The sequence below is a fragment of the Paenibacillus rhizolycopersici genome, from assembly GCF_014947195.2.
Lineage (GTDB): Bacteria > Bacillota > Bacilli > Paenibacillales > Paenibacillaceae > Fontibacillus > Fontibacillus rhizolycopersici.
The window spans coordinates 101,379-117,284 of sequence record NZ_JADCNN020000005.1 but is presented as its reverse complement, the minus strand read 5'-3'; the positions used below and the strand labels follow the sequence as shown (position 1 = coordinate 117,284).

20 protein-coding genes are annotated in these 15,906 nt (G+C 52.4%); 19 read left to right on the top strand and 1 reads right to left on the bottom strand.

Annotated elements, in window-relative coordinates; translation table 11 throughout:
- The first annotated feature begins 263 nt into the window (after positions 1–263).
- From IM700_RS07595 to IM700_RS07505, 19 genes are all read left to right on the top strand, one after another.
- Entirely contained in the window at positions 264–536 is a 273-nt protein-coding gene (locus IM700_RS07595; RefSeq protein ID WP_193415977.1) for a stage VI sporulation protein F, read from the top strand.
- 165 nt (positions 537–701) lie between these two features.
- Entirely contained in the window at positions 702–881 is a 180-nt protein-coding gene (locus tag IM700_RS07590; protein ID WP_193415978.1) for a DUF2768 family protein, read from the top strand.
- Positions 882–924: 43 nt separating this feature from the next.
- The gene (locus IM700_RS07585) at positions 925–1,563 is read left to right on the top strand and encodes a nucleotidyltransferase family protein (protein WP_193415979.1); all 639 of its coding nucleotides are present in this window, start codon (positions 925–927) and stop codon (positions 1,561–1,563) included.
- Between the two features lie 7 nt (positions 1,564–1,570).
- On the top strand, positions 1,571–1,921 hold the full coding sequence (locus IM700_RS07580; RefSeq protein ID WP_155605371.1) for a 2Fe-2S iron-sulfur cluster-binding protein: 351 nt from the start codon (positions 1,571–1,573) through the stop codon (positions 1,919–1,921).
- Positions 1,922–1,951: 30 nt separating this feature from the next.
- Complete coding sequence (locus tag IM700_RS07575) at positions 1,952–2,710, top strand: DUF3939 domain-containing protein (protein ID WP_193415980.1); 759 nt, start codon at positions 1,952–1,954, stop codon at positions 2,708–2,710.
- A 426-nt stretch (positions 2,711–3,136) separates the two neighbouring features.
- Positions 3,137–4,615: a stage IV sporulation protein A gene (gene spoIVA / locus IM700_RS07570; RefSeq protein WP_059044785.1), complete on the top strand. Its 1,479-nt coding sequence runs from the start codon at positions 3,137–3,139 to the stop codon at positions 4,613–4,615.
- Positions 4,616–4,981: 366 nt separating this feature from the next.
- Positions 4,982–5,254 (top strand): HU family DNA-binding protein, encoded by a 273-nt coding sequence (locus IM700_RS07565; RefSeq protein ID WP_059043418.1) that lies wholly within the window; start codon positions 4,982–4,984, stop codon positions 5,252–5,254.
- 122 nt (positions 5,255–5,376) lie between these two features.
- Positions 5,377–5,631 carry a trp RNA-binding attenuation protein MtrB gene (gene mtrB, locus IM700_RS07560; RefSeq protein WP_155605369.1) on the top strand — a complete coding sequence of 85 codons (255 nt, stop codon included), beginning with the start codon at positions 5,377–5,379 and terminating at the stop codon, positions 5,629–5,631.
- A gap of 111 nt (positions 5,632–5,742) precedes the next feature.
- Positions 5,743–6,282, top strand: a complete 540-nt coding sequence (locus IM700_RS07555) for a hypothetical protein (protein ID WP_239483693.1) — start codon at positions 5,743–5,745, stop codon at positions 6,280–6,282.
- A gap of 125 nt (positions 6,283–6,407) precedes the next feature.
- Complete coding sequence (locus tag IM700_RS07550; protein ID WP_155605367.1) at positions 6,408–7,280, top strand: heptaprenyl diphosphate synthase component 1; 873 nt, start codon at positions 6,408–6,410, stop codon at positions 7,278–7,280.
- Between the two features lie 12 nt (positions 7,281–7,292).
- Positions 7,293–8,021 carry a demethylmenaquinone methyltransferase gene (locus tag IM700_RS07545; protein ID WP_155605366.1) on the top strand — a complete coding sequence of 243 codons (729 nt, stop codon included), beginning with the start codon at positions 7,293–7,295 and terminating at the stop codon, positions 8,019–8,021.
- On the top strand, positions 8,014–8,886 hold the full coding sequence (locus IM700_RS07540) for a UbiA-like polyprenyltransferase (protein ID WP_155605365.1): 873 nt from the start codon (positions 8,014–8,016) through the stop codon (positions 8,884–8,886). Before IM700_RS07545 ends, IM700_RS07540 begins: the two co-directional genes overlap by 8 nt.
- The gene (locus IM700_RS07535; protein WP_193415981.1) at positions 8,886–9,503 is read left to right on the top strand and encodes a UbiX family flavin prenyltransferase; all 618 of its coding nucleotides are present in this window, start codon (positions 8,886–8,888) and stop codon (positions 9,501–9,503) included. The genes IM700_RS07540 and IM700_RS07535 overlap by 1 nt, the downstream gene beginning before the upstream one ends.
- On the top strand, positions 9,484–10,353 hold the full coding sequence (locus IM700_RS07530) for a menaquinone biosynthesis protein (RefSeq protein WP_193415982.1): 870 nt from the start codon (positions 9,484–9,486) through the stop codon (positions 10,351–10,353). Before IM700_RS07535 ends, IM700_RS07530 begins: the two co-directional genes overlap by 20 nt.
- Positions 10,350–11,324, top strand: coding sequence for a polyprenyl synthetase family protein (locus IM700_RS07525; RefSeq protein WP_193415983.1), 975 nt, complete (start codon positions 10,350–10,352; stop codon positions 11,322–11,324). The genes IM700_RS07530 and IM700_RS07525 overlap by 4 nt, the downstream gene beginning before the upstream one ends.
- Positions 11,325–11,441: 117 nt before the next feature.
- Positions 11,442–11,885 carry a nucleoside-diphosphate kinase gene (gene ndk / locus IM700_RS07520; protein WP_193415984.1) on the top strand — a complete coding sequence of 148 codons (444 nt, stop codon included), beginning with the start codon at positions 11,442–11,444 and terminating at the stop codon, positions 11,883–11,885.
- Positions 11,876–12,709, top strand: coding sequence for a CheR family methyltransferase (locus IM700_RS07515; protein ID WP_155605360.1), 834 nt, complete (start codon positions 11,876–11,878; stop codon positions 12,707–12,709). Before ndk ends, IM700_RS07515 begins: the two co-directional genes overlap by 10 nt.
- 413 nt (positions 12,710–13,122) lie before the next feature.
- On the top strand, positions 13,123–13,296 hold the full coding sequence (locus IM700_RS07510) for a hypothetical protein (RefSeq protein WP_167521176.1): 174 nt from the start codon (positions 13,123–13,125) through the stop codon (positions 13,294–13,296).
- Between the two features lie 351 nt (positions 13,297–13,647).
- Positions 13,648–14,979, top strand: a complete 1,332-nt coding sequence (locus IM700_RS07505; protein ID WP_155605359.1) for a hemolysin family protein — start codon at positions 13,648–13,650, stop codon at positions 14,977–14,979.
- Here the strand turns inward: IM700_RS07505 and IM700_RS07500 are convergent.
- Positions 14,976–15,698 carry a hypothetical protein gene (locus IM700_RS07500; protein WP_193415985.1) on the bottom strand — a complete coding sequence of 241 codons (723 nt, stop codon included), beginning with the start codon at positions 15,696–15,698 and terminating at the stop codon, positions 14,976–14,978. The two genes, IM700_RS07505 and IM700_RS07500, sit on opposite strands and share 4 nt — an antisense overlap.
- Between the last annotated feature and the right edge of the window lie 208 nt (positions 15,699–15,906).

Here is a 15,906-nt window from a genome sequence, read left to right as displayed (position 1 = left end):
ATGCTCAAAAAGTCGGCTTTTCAGCACCGAGAAGGTTGGATGAAGCTGGGACTGAGTAGCGGAGCGTAGGCAGACCTACGTGAGCAACGGAAGGCCCTGCTGAATTCAAGATTCGATGCCGAATCCGCTACTTTGAGCCTACTTCGTGATCAAAAGTCGTGTTTTTGAACTTCCACTATAGAGCCCGTTTTGCTGGGGTGACAGCACCTTTGCATCCGCCTCCTCATACATTGGTTGAAGAGGACAGCGGAGGAGGCGAAAGCGTGAGCAAAATATCCAAAGAGGCCCTGAATGCCATCAATAAAAAGGCGGGTAAAGCCATCTCGGAGGGCTCGGTCAAAAAGCTGGCCAGCACCGTGAAGCCGTCAACGATGCAGAATGAAGCCGAATTGCGGAAGCTGATCAAGCAGGTATCTACGATGGCGAAGATCCCCGTGTCGGAAAGCACGATTCAGGAGATAGTGAACGCCGTAAAAAAGAGCGGCATGAATCCATCCAATATGGAAGCCTTGATGAAATTAATGATCAAAAAATAATTGAACGGTTTCCTTGTTGCCCCTAAGCTCTGCGGTCATATGCCGCGGGGCTTTATTTAGTTTCGGACATCTCTGCAAATCCTGGGGCGAACATAGCCTGAAAGACAGCATAATGCTATAATATGGATCATATTAAAGCAAAAAAATAGTAGGAGATTCGAACACATGGATGCAATGACGAAGATGTGGTTGTCGATCGCGGCTGTTTTGATCATGGGGATTTCCGTATTTTTGATCACGTTTGCCCGAACGAAGACGAAAGGGATTGTCCGGGGGATTTTATCGCTGCTCGCCTTTTTTATGATGTTGGCGGGTTTCTTGACCGGGATTGTGTCGATTACTTGAGAGGAACCCTCGCACCACGGAACCCAAGAGAAGAGGAAGATACATGCAACAACAAGAAAACAAGGCTTATGCCGAATTAACGGAGGCCTTATGCAAGCTCGCCGCCAGCCTTGAGAAGGCGGATGGCATCTGGCTGCTGGGCGGCAGCTGCGGATTGTGGCTGCAGGGAGTTGCGCTCGCGACGGCACCACGGGACATCGACATCTATGCCGATCTCGACACCGCAAGCCGACTCCATGAGCGGCTCCAGCGGTTTGCTACGGATCAGCCACGACATGACCGGAGTGGGTTATACACCTCACAATTGAGCCACTACCGTATCGAGGAATCGACGGTGGAACTGGTGGGCGGGTTTGAGGTTCATACTGCCGGGGCGTATTACCGGACTGAGGTTGATGCGTTACTGGCGCCGGCAGCGCAGCGTGTGACGCTTCGAGATACCTCTTTTTCGGTTATGCCGTTAGCCCATGAACTGGTGTTTAATCTGTTGCGGCAGCGCCCTGACCGCTATTTGCCGATTGCGGGATTGATCCGCAAGGCCCCGGAACAGCACCTGCCGCTGCTAGACGAGTTGCTACAACGAAATGAGTGGTCATCCGATTGGGTCGGACGACTAGCTGAGTTACTGGACCGTCCGCTGCTCTCCCGGCCCTGGCGGGAATATCGCGGCGAGGAAACATAGGCGCGTCATGGTAGGGCGAATTACGTTTCTGCCGTTAGGGAAAACCGTTCAAGTCCGGCCGGGCACTAGCGTGCTTCGAGCCGCCCGCGAAGCGAAGATCCATATCGCAACCCGATGCGGGGGAAACGCCGGTTGTCTGATGTGTAAGATTCAGGTTGATCCGGAGCAGGCTGCCTCGTTATCGCCGCCCAGCGATGCGGAGCGCCGCAAGCTTGGCCCTCTGCTGGAACAGGGGGTTCGATTGGCGTGTCAGGCGGGAGTTCGTGGTGAGGTGGCCGTGCGGTTGCCGGAGGACCCGCTTAAGGCGGCGATACGCAAGCAACTGGAACGGCAGAGGGAAGATGAGGAGTTATGGTAAGTACGAAGGGGATAAAGTGAGGATAACAACATGTTGAAGTTATCAATTTTGAAACCGACCCGGTTGAGGTCGGCGGCATTGGTTGTCATCTTAACGACGATGATGACCTTCCTGTTGTCGGGATGTTTGTATCGCGGAGACAGGCAGCAGGGGGGCCCGGTTTCCTATACAGAGAGCGTGGACCGCGTACAACGGGCTTTGGAACGCTTTCAAGAGGAGAAAGGGATCTTGCCAATCGTTACAGCCGGGGAGGAGACTCCGCGGTATGAGAAGTATCGGATCGATTTGGAACAATTGAAGCGGGAGGGCTACTTGGAGGAACTCCCGTCAGCGGCTTTTGAGCAGGGCGGGAGCGTTTATTTTCTCGTGATCGATGAGGAAGTTAACCCAACGGTCAAAGTCATGGATTTAAACACGATGCAAAAGGTGAACGATATCCAGCGGAAAGTGTTAAGCTATCAATCAAGTCACGGAGGCGCTCTGCCGAGTAAGGCTGACGGGGAGGCCTATCCGGGCTTGTATACCGTTGATCTACCTTTGCTGCATGCCGAGAGCTTGGCTTTACCAAGCGTCTACTCCGGGGAGACCCTCCCCTTCCTTATGGATGCGGAGGGTAACGTGTATGTGGATTATGCCTTCGATATCATGCAGGCCATCGATCAGTCCGGCAAAACCCCGCAGGGTGATGAGGACCTGCGAGCTTGGCTTACGGACCGTTCGGCGTTCGTTCCAGTGAAGTCGCTCCCTTATCGTTGGACCGGGAGTGAACCGGTGCCGTACGTCGGCTAATGATGAAGTCTTTCGGACTCTTTCCGAAAGGCTTCTTTTTGCTATTGTTCCGAATTTGTCCCTTTTGTTCTTCCTTTCTCCGGGAGCGTCATACTTTTTCCGATAGACTCATACAAATGGGAGTATGGCGGTTAAGTGCCCGCCTTGTTCGGGTTGAATGAGCGGCCTCGCAAAAAAAACGGGCTTGGACGGTTTTATCCGTCATATTCTCGCATCTGGTACATAAGATGTTACTAGTCCAAATGCATGTACGAGTTTACGCCGCTTCGTTCAGGTTCCTTCCACAGGTTTGCGGCGGCGGACACGGGCAAGAGGGGCTGCCGCTCCTGCCGCAGCAGCGAAGCCCAAAATCATGGTGAATCACGAAGCGGATGCTCACGGGGCATTTTTCCTTCGGCGAAATTTGAGGAGGGGATATCATTGGTATTGGAGAAAGTGGACATTTTTAAGGACATTGCCGAACGAACCGGAGGCGACATTTATTTGGGAGTCGTCGGTGCGGTCCGCACCGGGAAATCGACCTTTATTAAGCGTTTTATGGAAACGGTCGTTCTCCCGAACATCGCAAACGAAGCCGATCGGGTCCGCGCGGTAGATGAACTTCCGCAAAGCGCCGCCGGCAAAACCATCATGACGACCGAACCGAAGTTCGTCCCGAACAATGCGGTGCAAATCAAGGTGGCTGAAGGGCTCGAGGTCAACGTAAGACTTGTAGATTGCGTCGGATACGCCGTGGAAGGCGCAAAAGGCTACGAGGACGAAAACGGACCACGGATGATTTCCACGCCATGGTTTGAAGAACCGATTCCGTTCCAAGAAGCGGCGGAAATCGGGACGCGCAAAGTGATCCAGGAGCACTCCACCCTAGGTGTCGTTGTGACAACCGATGGAACGATCGCCGATATTCCGCGTTACTCTTACGTTGAGTCAGAGGAGCGGGTCATCGCCGAATTGAAGGAGGTTGGCAAGCCGTTTGTGCTGGTGATCAACTCGACCCGGCCGAATAGTGAGGAAGCGCAACAGCTTCGCGGCGAGTTGGCCGCAAAGTATGACATTCCGGTCATTACGCTTAGTGCGGCGACGATGACGGAAGAAGACGTGACCGGCGTTCTCCGCGAAGTCCTCTATGAATTCCCGGTACACGAAGTCAACGTCAATCTGCCTAGCTGGGTCATGGTGCTGAATGAGAATCACTGGCTGCGCAGCAATTATGAGAACTCTGTCCGCGACACGGTCAAAGACATTCGCCGTTTGCGCGATGTGGATCGGGTCGTCGGAAATTTCATGGAATACGATTTCATCGATCGGGCCGGACTCAGCGGGCTCAATATGGGTCAAGGCGTGGCTGAGATCGATTTGTACGCGCCGGACGATTTATATGACCGCATCCTGATGGAAGTGGTTGGTGTGGAAATCCGCGGCAAGGACCATTTGCTGCAACTGATGCAGGAGTTTACTCATGCCAAACGGGAATACGACCGTTTCGCTGAAGCGCTTGAAATGGTCAAAACGACCGGTTATGGCATCGCAGCACCTACGCTGGCGGAAATGGCGCTGGATGAACCGGAACTCATTCGCCAGGGTTCTCGCTTCGGCGTAAGGCTGAAGGCGACAGCTCCTTCGATTCATATGATTCGCGTCGACGTCGAGTCGGAGTTCGCGCCGATCATTGGGACCGAAAAGCAAAGCGAAGAACTCGTCCGTTATCTGATGCAGGATTTCGAGAACGATCCGATCAAGATTTGGGAGTCCGACATCTTCGGTCGTTCCCTGCACTCCATCGTGCGCGAAGGCATTCAGGGCAAAATTGCCATGATGCCGGACAACGCCCGCTATAAGCTGCAGGAAACGCTGGGGCGGATTATTAACGAAGGCTCCGGCGGCCTCATCGCCATCATTTTATAGACCTTCTCGGTGCTGAAAAGCCGACTTATTAACCTGATTGAAACTCTTAATTCTTGGCAATTCCTCCTCAATGACCGCGCGCATGCTGATCCTAGCTGCGTGCGGTTGTTTTGTTGTTTGAGGGGCAGATTCTCCACTTTTATAGTGCGAAATGAGGAAAAATCGCCGAGAAGCCTTGAAATAGCTTGAAATTATGCATGGGCTGTATTACTATAAATTTGTTCCGCGCCCCCGGAAAGCGCGATTTCATCGCGTTTTTGGGGAATTTGTACGTATTGAATTGCTTAAATCACGTATATTCTGCGGTAAAACGGAAACACAAATAGCAAGTGGTATTATTTTCCGTAGTGGGGAGGTGAATCACACATGAACAAATCCGATTTGATTTCTCAAGTAGCCGAAAGCACTGAGCTTTCCAAGAAGGACGCAACTAAAGCGGTTGACGCCGTTTTCGAAGCCATTTCCGAAGCGCTGCAAAACGGAGACAAAGTTCAACTGGTCGGCTTCGGCAACTTTGAAGTCCGCGAGCGTTCCGCCCGCAAAGGCCGCAACCCGCAAACCGGAGAGGAAATCGAAATCCCTGCGAGCAAAATCCCTGCTTTCAAACCAGGTAAAGCGCTCAAAGACGGAATTAAATAAAGATTTCTACATATCTTTCCGTGCAAAAGACCGTGGGCTTCTCGTTCACGGCTTTTTCTTTTCGCGGGAGGCGTAGATGGAGAGCAGTCTGTCAAATTGACGAAGGGAGAGGCGCAACCATCATGGATAACCAGCACAGCGGCGGAAACGATCAAGCGACGACCACCAGCGGAGACTATTTCGTGGTTAAAGCCAAGGAACAAGGGGTTACGGTCATCGGGCTGACCCGCGGGAAGGATACGCGGTTTCATCATACTGAGAAATTGGACAAGGGCGAGGTGCTCATCGCCCAATTTACCGACCACACGTCGGCAGTCAAGGTTCGCGGCAAAGCGCTCGTTTATACGAAGCACGGGATGATTGACACGGAAGAATGATTTTCTATTCTGCAGGCATAGCCTGCTTTTTTTCTATGTAGAATGGGGTATATGAAACTCTTGGACAGGAGGGACTCCGTTGTCCGAGTGTACCTGAAGGGGGAGTGCCCCATGAAACGAAAATTAGCCCTACGGGCCATACTGCTTACGTTCGGTTGTGCGCTGGCCATGGCGGGCGTAGCTTGGTTCAGTGAACACCCCACCCAGCCGCGGCAGGCGACCACGGTGTTTGCCGGACCGTCTCCGGCCGAGTTGACCGACGATAACCTCGTTGACGCATTAGTCCCGCTTCAGCTTCCAATGCCTATCGCTAAGGTCGAGCTGAACCGGAACATCTTGTCCATCGATCTGAAGGTCGAAGGCGATCAGGTTGGTGTCGATGACGTTTACCGGGGAATGGCCGAAATGGTTTCGTTTGCGTTCGAGCACACGAGTAATATCGATCAATTGCTGCTGCGCTTGATGGCGGAGGACCGCTGGCTCGGCACCAAATATTTGCTCTTGGCTGCCGATGTCAGACGCAGCGAATTCTCGGCGGAGGAGCTGAACGCGCTTCGGCATGCCGGGAGTGGCGAACTGCCAGAAGCCCTGCGGCTGCGCATGCGGGTGACGGAAACCTGTTTATGGAAGTCGCGTTTTCTGCAGGAGTAGCTGACTCGAATGACGGATGTGTCGAATTCGCGTCTAGCCTCTGTGCGCAGTGAAATAACATATGCTATAATAGACAAGATTGTGACAGCTTTATTACTGAAAGATCAGCGGCACGGAGGCAAAGGATGAAACCTTATCGCATAACAGAATTGGCTAATAAGTATGTCAGTTATGACATGATTACCGCATACACGGCGCTTCCGGAGTTTCCGGTGCCCCGTGTTCGTTTGCTTTATACGTTTTTAAACGAGCGGGAGGGCCGTCCGCCCGAGTCGGCGGAAACATGCGCTTTAGCGGCCTTCCTTGTACAGCTCGGCATGGATACGCATGATCGTATCGACCTGGCATCCGGACTTGGCGAAGCGACGCGGGCAATGCGTTCGCGTCAACTCAAGGTGCTGGCCGGCGACTATTTCAGCGGCGTATTTTATCATCTGCTCGCGGGTGCCGGAGAGACGAATATGGTTCCACGAATGAGCTCGGCGATCTGCGAGGTGAACCGCTTGAAAGTCCAGCTCTACAGCAAATTGAAGCGGGTCGTATTGCCTGCTGAGGAGTACCTAAAGGAATGCGTCCATGTCAAAATGGGGCTTTTTCTTTCTTTTACGGAGCTGTTGGACAAGTCGGTGCAGCAGGTTTGGCGGAAACTTCTTGCTGAATTAAGCCGCTGTGAAGTCATGCTGGATGAAATCCAGGCTTCCTCTGAACTGCCGCACGACCGCAAAGGATATGCGTATTTGCGGATTATGGAAACCGGGTCCTCGGAGGACAAGGATACGTTATCCGCACGTAAAGTTGGCGAACGCGACTGGACGCTGATGCTCGTGAAATACAATATCAAGGAACAGTTGATGTCCATGCTGCACCAATCGGTGGATCATGTTCAATCGCTGCTCCATGAATGCAAGAAGGAAACGGTACGAACTGAGCTCAAATCCATTCTTGAGCCTTTCATCAACGTGCTGTCACCAGCACGCCGATCCGTGCAAGAAGGGTAGGGAGATAAGCAGATGAGTCAATCGTCTTCATCCGAGACAAAAGAACAGTTCGTCCACTCCGTATTCGAAAGCATTGCTCCGAAATACGATATGATGAACGACCTGCTCAGCTTTAGGCGCCACAAAGCGTGGCGGAAATTCACGATGGCCAAAATGAACATGTCCCCTGGGGATAGGGCACTTGATTTGTGTTGCGGTACCTGCGATTGGACGATCAGTATGGCCGAGGCGAGCGGGGGACCGATCGTTGGCTTGGATTTTAGCGAGCAGATGCTGGAATACGGCCGCCGCAAGGTGAAAGAACGCCATCTTGATTCGTCGATCACCCTGATACAAGGGAACGCGATGGAACTGCCTTTTGAAGACAATAAGTTCGACTACGCCACAATTGGCTTCGGTCTGCGAAACGTCCCCGATTTACGTCAGGTACTGAGGGAAATGCAGCGCGTCGTGAAACCCGGAGGCAAGGTCGTTTGCCTGGAGTTGTCCAAGCCGACCTGGCAGCCATTCAAAGGACTTTATTATTTTTACTTTCAGAAAATGCTTCCGATGCTTGGCAAGTTAGTCGCAAAACGGTATGAGCAATACAAATGGCTGCCCGATTCCCTCGTTCAATTTCCCGGCCGCCTGGAACTGGCGGAAATCTTCCGGGAGACGGGACTAGCCCGGGTCGAAGCGTATCCTTTAACCGGCGGGATTGCCGCTTTGCACATCGGAACGAAGGAGACGCACCATGTTTAAGAAAATCGTAATTTTTCTGCAGATGATCAAATTCGAGCATACCGTATTCGCTTTACCTTTCGCCTTTATGGCTGCCTTACTGGGATCCGTAGCGATTCATCAAGAGCTGCCTTCCTGGGCACAAATCGGCTGGGTACTATTAGCGATGATCGGGGCGCGCAGTGCCGCTATGGGGCTCAATCGCCTGATCGACCGTGTCAGCGACGCAAAGAACCCTCGAACCGCAAATCGCGCGATTCCTAAGGGCCTCTTGAAGATCGGGGAGGTTGTAGTGTTCGTCATTGCCTCCTTTGCTCTGCTGTTCTGGGCTGCTGCCGAGTTGGACCCGCTGGCGCTGAAGCTTCTACCCATTGCCGTTATTATGCTCGTATTCTATTCTTATACCAAACGTTTCACCTGGCTCTGCCACGTCGTTCTTGGCTTGACGATCGCTCTAGCTCCGCTTGGCGGATGGGCGGCCGTTACTGGACAAGTTGACTGGACCGCGATGGTATTCTTCGCAACCATTACGTTCTGGATTGCTGGTTTTGATATCATCTACGCGTGTCAGGATGTGGAATTTGATACCAAAGAAGGCCTTCATTCCATTCCCGTACGGTTTGGTGTTGCCAAATCGCTTAAAATCGCTCAAGCGTTTCATATGATCACCGCGCTGGGCTTCATCGCTTTGCTGTTGATGACGGATCTGGGATGGTGGTATGTCGCAGGAATGGTGATCGCCTATATCATTTTATTTTACGAACACCATATCGTTTCCCCGAGCGATCTCAGCCGGCTGCAAACGGCTTTCTTTACCATGAACGGCGTGCTTAGTATCGTGGTATTTTCCTTTACATTGATTGATTTGGTGGTGCGTCATAACTAATGGATAAAGCGAAAACGATCGTCGTCGGCATCACGGGAGCCAGCGGTTCAATCTATGGCGTGAAGCTGGTAGAAACGCTGTTAGGCATGAACTTCCTCGTCCATCTCGTCGTATCGAATGCGGGATGGAGAGTGATCAAGGAGGAGCTCGGCTGGAACACGAGCGACCGAGAGGCTGCGCTGCAAGAGCATTTCGGCACGCTCCCCGGGAAGCTGGTGTATCATCCGATCGCCGACATTGGCGCTTCAATTGCTAGCGGTTCATTTCTAACCCATGGCATGATCGTGATGCCCTGCTCCATGGGGACCCTGTCTTCGATCGCAAACGGAACATCGGACAATCTGATTGCTCGGGCGGCAGACGTCATGCTGAAAGAGGGCCGACCGCTAGTGCTGGTGCCCCGTGAAACGCCACTTCATGCCATCCACCTGGAGAATATGTTGAAACTGGCAAAACTCGGCGTACGTATGATTCCAGCGATGCCGGCGTTTTATTTCGGGCCGCGGACGATCGATGATCTGGTCGCATTTCTAGTCGGCAAAGTGCTCGACAGTCTGGGGATTGAGCACGCGTTATTCAGAAGATGGGGGGATCAAGATGAACAACAGGGAGAATAAAGACATCCTCATCGGTAAAATCAGATATAGCAACGTTTGGCCCGTATTTCACTATTTCGACGTCACGCGCCTGCCACAAGCAAGCCAATTGGTCACCGAGGTGCCTTCGAAGCTGAACCGCCGTATGCTCGGCGGCACGCTCGATATTTCCCCGGTGTCTTCTTTTGCTTACGGGTACGGATCGGATCGCTTTCTGCTGTTGCCGGATCTTTCGGTCAGCTCGGACGGGCCGGTGAATTCGATTCTGCTGTTCTCGCGGAAGCCGCCGGAGCAAATCGCGAACGGGCGGATCGCGCTCACGAATACTTCGGCTACTTCGGTGAACCTGCTTAAGATCATTATGGAGAAGGCGTTTGGCGGCAAGCCGGATTACTGGGATAGCGAACCCGATCTGGAAGCGATGATGGCTGAAAGCGACGGAGCTCTACTGATCGGTGATCATGCAATTCAGGCTTCCTGGCGGGATCATGGTTATATCGTCACCGATTTGGGGGAAGTTTGGAAATCATGGACAGGTTATGGTATGACATTTGCGGTTTGGGCCGTTCAGAGAGAGTTTGCCGAAGCCAATGGTGACTATTTGGCCGAAGTGGCCGAAGCCTTTGTGGATAGCAAACGTAAGAGCTTAAGCGACGTATCCCCGCTTGTAGCCAAAGCCTGCACGGAAATCGGCGGCACGCCGGACTATTGGCAGCATTATTTTAAGCAAAACATTCGTTATGATTTTAACGAATCGCACCGCCAAGGACTTTCCTTGTATTTTGATTATGCCTATGAAATGGGATTGTTAGATCATCGAGTAGAAATGGGTATTTGGAGTCACAATTCGCTGACACGGGTGAAAGAATGAAACTACTGGATATTTTCGGTGCACTAAAAAAAGATATGGATTATATCGAACGGCAGCTGTACCGGAGCATCGACGGCGATGATGAGCTGCTGAGCGAAACGTCCCTGCACCTGCTGAAGGCGGGAGGCAAACGGCTGCGGCCGATCTTCGTGCTGCTTGGCGGGAAGTTCGGAAATTACGATCTGCAAAAGCTGCAATATATTGCCGTGCCGCTGGAGCTCATCCACTCGGCGTCCCTTGTCCACGATGACGTCATTGATGATGCGGATACGCGGCGGGGCAAAGCGACGGTCAAGTCTAAATGGGATAACCGAATTGCCATGTATACCGGCGACTATATTTACGCCAAGGCGCTGATGCAGGTATCCGAGCTGGGAAATCCATACATACACCGCATTCTGGCTAAGGCGATGGTGCAGATGTCGATCGGTGAAATGGAGCAGATCCGCGATTTTTTCAACACCGAGCAAAGTGTGCGTAATTATTTGTTGCGCATTCGCCGTAAAACCGCGTTGCTCATCGCCATCAGCTGCCAGCTTGGGGCGATGGCGGCGGATGCCCCGGATAAGGTGAACTCGCTGTTGTACCGTTACGGTTACAACGTCGGGATGGCCTTTCAGATTCGTGACGACCTGCTCGATTTGTTCGGAACCGAGAAGTCGATTGGAAAACCTCCGGGCAGCGATATGCGTCAGGGCAACATCACGCTTCCCGTCCTTTTTGCCCTGCAGGAGCCGGGGCTAAGAGAGCCGCTGCTGCGGGAAATTCGCGGCATTCAAGCCGGGGATGGAAGCGGAGAGGTATCCAGGGCCATCGAAATGATCCGAACCAGTCCCGGAATTGGTAAAGCAGAGGCGCTGGCGGACCGTTTTATTGCCAAGGCACTCGAGGCGCTGCAGCAACTGCCAGTGACGGCGGCACGCACCCATTTGGAGGACATTGCGGAGTTTGTCAATAAACGCTCCTATTAAATCTTGATACTTTACCGACTTCGCAAGAATCTGGTAAAATGCAGGTGAAACCGCCTTCTTGGGAGGGTCGGAATCATCGTATCTCAAATGATGCTGTTTAATTTCGGGAGGGGAACCATGGAAAGAACGTTTTTAATGGTTAAGCCGGACGGCGTACAGCGTGGGCTGGTCGGCAGAATCATCGGCCGGTTCGAGGATAAAGGGTTTGGGCTCATCGCAGGCAAGCTGGTTCAGGTGACGGAAGCCCAGGCGAAGAGGCACTACGCAGAGCATGAGGGCAAACCTTTCTTTGATGAGCTCGTTGGCTTCATAACTTCTGGACCGGTATTTGCCATGGTTTGGGAAGGGGACGATATCATCACCTTGTCCCGCATGGTCATCGGCAAAACGAAAGTGACAGAGGCGCTCCCTGGCACGATTCGCGGCGACTTTGCCGCCCATACGCCTTTTAATCTGATTCATGGTTCCGACGGAGTGGAAAGTGCGGAGCGGGAAATCGCCAATTTCTTTGCACCGCAGGAACTTGTGCCGTACACAAGAAGCGTGAGCTCATGGATCTGAACCGGATGATCCCCGACTTACCTCGGGCAGACAACGCAGAGACGACACTGGACCCCGATTACCTCGGCTTTATCCAAAGCATCAAGAAAAGCACGGGAATCGATTTGGCGCAATACAAGGAAGCGCAGATGAAACGGCGTCTGACGACGTTGCGCAACAAGAATGGCTATGCAACATTTGCGGATTTTTATACGGCAATGATGAGTAATAAGCCGTTATTTTATGAATTTTTGGACAAGATGACAATCAACGTGTCCGAGTTCTGGCGCAATCCCAACCGTTGGGAAGTGCTGAGGGATTCGGTGCTGCCGGAGCTGGCGGCCGGACGGCCGAAGCTGAGAGTGTGGAGTGCGGCTTGCTCGACGGGAGAAGAGCCGTATACCCTGTCGATGATCCTCGCAGATCTGGGGCTTCTGCCGAACACCTATCTGCTGGCGACGGACATCGATGATGGGGCGCTAGGCAAAGCCCAAGAAGGGTTGTACCTGGAGCGCTCGCTGAAGGATGTGCCCAAAGCGGTAGCCGAGCGTTATTTTTCGCCGGAAGGTCATATGTTCCGGTTTGATCCAAAGCTAAAGAAAGCAGTGACGTTCAAGAAGCAAAACCTGCTGCTGGATACGTTCGAAGAGGGCTTCGACCTGATCGTTTGCCGCAACGTCATGATTTATTTTACGGAAGAAGCAAAACAAGGGCTTTATCATAAATTTTCGCGTGCGCTTCGTCCCGGCGGCGTCTTGTTCGTAGGCAGCACGGAGCAGATCTTCTCCCCCGGCCAATATGACCTGGAGGCGGCGGAGACGTTCTTTTACCGCAAGAAGGGGTAAGGGGCGGATTCGAAGCTGATTTCGCTTCACCCGAGCTACTTCGCGATCAAGAGTTTTGGCTTCTTAGCATCAAGAAGGTTGGATGAAGTTGGGAGCGAGTAGCGGAGCGTAGGGAAGCCTACGTGATTAACGGAACGAGCAACTGAATTCAAGATTCGAAGTCGAATGAGCTTCATCGATCTGCTTCGTGATCAAAAGTTTTGGCTTCTTAGCGTCGAGAAGGTTGGATGAAGTTGGGAGTGAGTAGCGGAGCGTAGGGAGGCCTACGTGAGCAACGGAGCGAGCAACTGAATTCAAGATTCGAAGCCGATTTCGCTTCACCTGAGCTACTTCGCGATAAGAAGCCAAAGAGATGGTATAGAATGGTTTGATGTATCCTATACTGGGACCATACAGTCAATGGAGGTCAGGTCATGGACAAGCGAAAGGTGATCGAAGCGTACCGGCGGGGATTCTTGACGCCGCAGGAATGTGCGCAGGTGCTGGGCATCGAGGGTCCGCATCTGAAAAGAATGCTGGAGGATTTTCCGTTAGATCCTCGGCGCGCTGCTTCCCTGGAAAATCAACCCGCTTCGGGACTTAGATAGGCTGACAGTAGGCCCAAACGAATTGAAGATCGTTAACAGCGTCGAGGTTTCGCCATGCAGGGCGGGATACGGCGCTTTTTTTGCGTTTCACCGTTGGAAGCGTTCTTGACAGCAGCAGGGGGGCTTTCTATAATAATTAATAAATTCAGGTCAGGAGAGGTTTCATCGATGAGCGATTCGGACGACCCGGAGAGTAGCAACACAGCACAAATAAAGCATAACTTATTCGTCATCGACGGAGTTCAGGCATAACCTGCGTCAATTTTTTGGCGGCGGGTTATGCCTTTTTGCGTATATCCGCGGGGCGACAACCTCAAACTAAAACGGGGAAATTTTTGGAGGTGGAATGAATTGTTGGAACTCTTGGTCATTTTGATCTTAATTTTGATTAATGCTTTTTTTGCCGCATCCGAAATCGCCTTGATCTCCCTAAACGATAACAAAATCAAAGCGATGGCGGGACAGGGCCACCGGAAAGCGAAGGTCATCGTCGGTTTGCTCGGCGAGCCCAGTAAGTTCCTGGCTACGATTCAAATCGGGATTACCTTGGCGGGCTTTTTTGCCAGTGCCTTTGCCGGGGAGAGCTTTGCCGGTGACCTGGCTGCTTATCTGATCCGCTTCGGGTTGCCGATTCCCGAAAACGTGCTGAGTACGATCTCACTGATCGTCATTACGCTACTGCTCTCCTACTTCCAGCTGGTACTTGGCGAATTGGTGCCGAAGCGGGTCGCGATGAAAAAAGCCGAAGCTATGGCGATGTTCGCGGCCACGACGTTGTCGGTGTTATCCAAAGCAACCGCGCCGTTCGTGAAGTTGCTGACAACCTCCACCAACCTGCTTGTGCGTCTATTTGGTATCGATCCGAATGCCAATGATGAAGAGGTCTCCGAAGAAGAGATCCGCATGATGCTGGATACCGGGGAGGAAATGGGGACGATTCAACCTAGCGAACGGCTGATGATCAACAATATTTTTGATTTCGATAACCTGACCGTATCGGATATCATGACGCACCGTATCGACGTCGTGGCGATTCCTGTGGATGCCGATCAACAAACCGTGGCCGAAATCGCTGACAAGGAGCAGTATACTCGGTTCCCGGTGTACGAGGAGACGGTTGATAACCTGATCGGAATTCTGCACAGCAAGGATTTAATCCGATTTTTGCGCACCGGGGAGAAGGAAAACTGGAATTTGCAGGAGCTGGTGACGCCGCCGTATTTTATCCCGATATCGAAAAAAACAAATGAGTTGTTCGAGGAAATGCAGCAAAACCGCATCCATATGGCGATTGTCGTGGACGAATATGGCGGCACCGCCGGAATCGTGACGATGGAGGATTTGTTGGAGGAAATCGTCGGGAATATCTATGACGAGCACGATGAGGAAGAGCGGGAATACGAGCAGATTGGTGAGGGCAGTTATCTGTTCAGCGGCACGATTTCCCTCGATGATGCCCAGGACATCCTGGGTATCAAGTTGCCTATCGAACACTACGATACCCTGAGCGGGTTTATGATTGGGCAGCTCAAACGTATTCCGACGATCAATGAAAAGCCGGAATTCGAGTACGGCGGCTATGTGTTCGTCGTGCGCGAAGTCGGGCAGCACCGGATCCGCAAGCTGGCGGCAGTCAAGAGAAACGATGCGCCCGTTTTGGAGGGGGCGTTGCGGGAGGATTAATACGACGGTTCGCTTTCGATTTTCTGAAGAAAAATCCACCACTGAGAATCAAAACCGTCGAGTGTAATTTCACGGCAGCCTTTAAGCTCGCGCAGCCACTCGCGCGTCATCGGGATCATGTGCTCGAATACATCGGGGGGATAACCCCAATCCAGATCGAGCTGGAACAGGTAGTGATTCATCGCAACGTAGCCGCCGGACCGAAGGGTTCCCAGCAATGCGCGCATCAATTCCAGGAAGGGTTCCTTGACTTGAGCGGCCAAAGTATTCCGCGACGACTCCTGCTTGACGAGTTCGATCATGCGCGGCAGAAGTTCCATCCATTCGGCGTGTACGGTATCTATGCCCGCTTTGTCGCAAAGGATGGACTGAATAACATCGTTGACGGCATGCTGGAAAGCGATGACGTCAACGGTGCCTTTGCCGGTGTAATCGGCAATACGCACGGCATCATCCTCGATGATGTTCATCTTCAAGGCTAGCGATTCGGTTTTGCGGGACAAACTGTCGTTCAGCGCTTTGTTCATGTTGGCCGTGATGTAGAGGCCTTTGGGATGCGTGCGGGCCATCGCTTGCGGAATCATGTCTGCGTCGCCCGAAGCGATCTTTAGCAGAACCAGGTCTTCGCCGGGATGGAGGAGACGAAGCAATTCCGCCCAACGCGCCCGAAAATACGCCTCGTTGACGCTAGTAAACTCAGCGAGCGGCTTTTCAAGCAAATTTTTAAGCTGCCGCGCGACTTCCTTGCCGGAGAAGGATTGGAAATTCTTGAGCATCCGGGTTTAAGTATGTGTGCGCGTGATCTTCCAAGAGAGGGAAGCAGGTTTCGAAGTGGTCAAGTGGCTTCATAACAAGGTCCTTTCCAACTCAGAGTGATGGATTACGCCATTAATGTAATACCGGTGTCGGGGGTGCGCTATGATTTTT

What these genes read in the sequence shown, in the direction of transcription:
- IM700_RS07590 (WP_193415978.1), top strand. Translation starts at nt 702, where the DNA reads ATGGATGCAATGACGAAGATGTGGTTGTCGATCGCGGCTGTTTTGATC.
- IM700_RS07585 (WP_193415979.1), top strand. Translation starts at nt 925, where the DNA reads ATGCAACAACAAGAAAACAAGGCTTATGCCGAATTAACGGAGGCCTTA.
- IM700_RS07580 (WP_155605371.1), top strand. Translation starts at nt 1,571, where the DNA reads ATGGTAGGGCGAATTACGTTTCTGCCGTTAGGGAAAACCGTTCAAGTC.
- IM700_RS07575 (WP_193415980.1), top strand. Translation starts at nt 1,952, where the DNA reads ATGTTGAAGTTATCAATTTTGAAACCGACCCGGTTGAGGTCGGCGGCA.
- IM700_RS07565 (WP_059043418.1), top strand. Translation starts at nt 4,982, where the DNA reads ATGAACAAATCCGATTTGATTTCTCAAGTAGCCGAAAGCACTGAGCTT.
- mtrB (WP_155605369.1), top strand. Translation starts at nt 5,377, where the DNA reads ATGGATAACCAGCACAGCGGCGGAAACGATCAAGCGACGACCACCAGC.
- IM700_RS07555 (WP_239483693.1), top strand. Translation starts at nt 5,743, where the DNA reads ATGAAACGAAAATTAGCCCTACGGGCCATACTGCTTACGTTCGGTTGT.
- IM700_RS07550 (WP_155605367.1), top strand. Translation starts at nt 6,408, where the DNA reads ATGAAACCTTATCGCATAACAGAATTGGCTAATAAGTATGTCAGTTAT.
- IM700_RS07545 (WP_155605366.1), top strand. Translation starts at nt 7,293, where the DNA reads ATGAGTCAATCGTCTTCATCCGAGACAAAAGAACAGTTCGTCCACTCC.
- IM700_RS07540 (WP_155605365.1), top strand. Translation starts at nt 8,014, where the DNA reads ATGTTTAAGAAAATCGTAATTTTTCTGCAGATGATCAAATTCGAGCAT.
- IM700_RS07535 (WP_193415981.1), top strand. Translation starts at nt 8,886, where the DNA reads ATGGATAAAGCGAAAACGATCGTCGTCGGCATCACGGGAGCCAGCGGT.
- IM700_RS07530 (WP_193415982.1), top strand. Translation starts at nt 9,484, where the DNA reads ATGAACAACAGGGAGAATAAAGACATCCTCATCGGTAAAATCAGATAT.
- IM700_RS07525 (WP_193415983.1), top strand. Translation starts at nt 10,350, where the DNA reads ATGAAACTACTGGATATTTTCGGTGCACTAAAAAAAGATATGGATTAT.
- ndk (WP_193415984.1), top strand. Translation starts at nt 11,442, where the DNA reads ATGGAAAGAACGTTTTTAATGGTTAAGCCGGACGGCGTACAGCGTGGG.
- IM700_RS07515 (WP_155605360.1), top strand. Translation starts at nt 11,876, where the DNA reads ATGGATCTGAACCGGATGATCCCCGACTTACCTCGGGCAGACAACGCA.
- IM700_RS07510 (WP_167521176.1), top strand. Translation starts at nt 13,123, where the DNA reads ATGGACAAGCGAAAGGTGATCGAAGCGTACCGGCGGGGATTCTTGACG.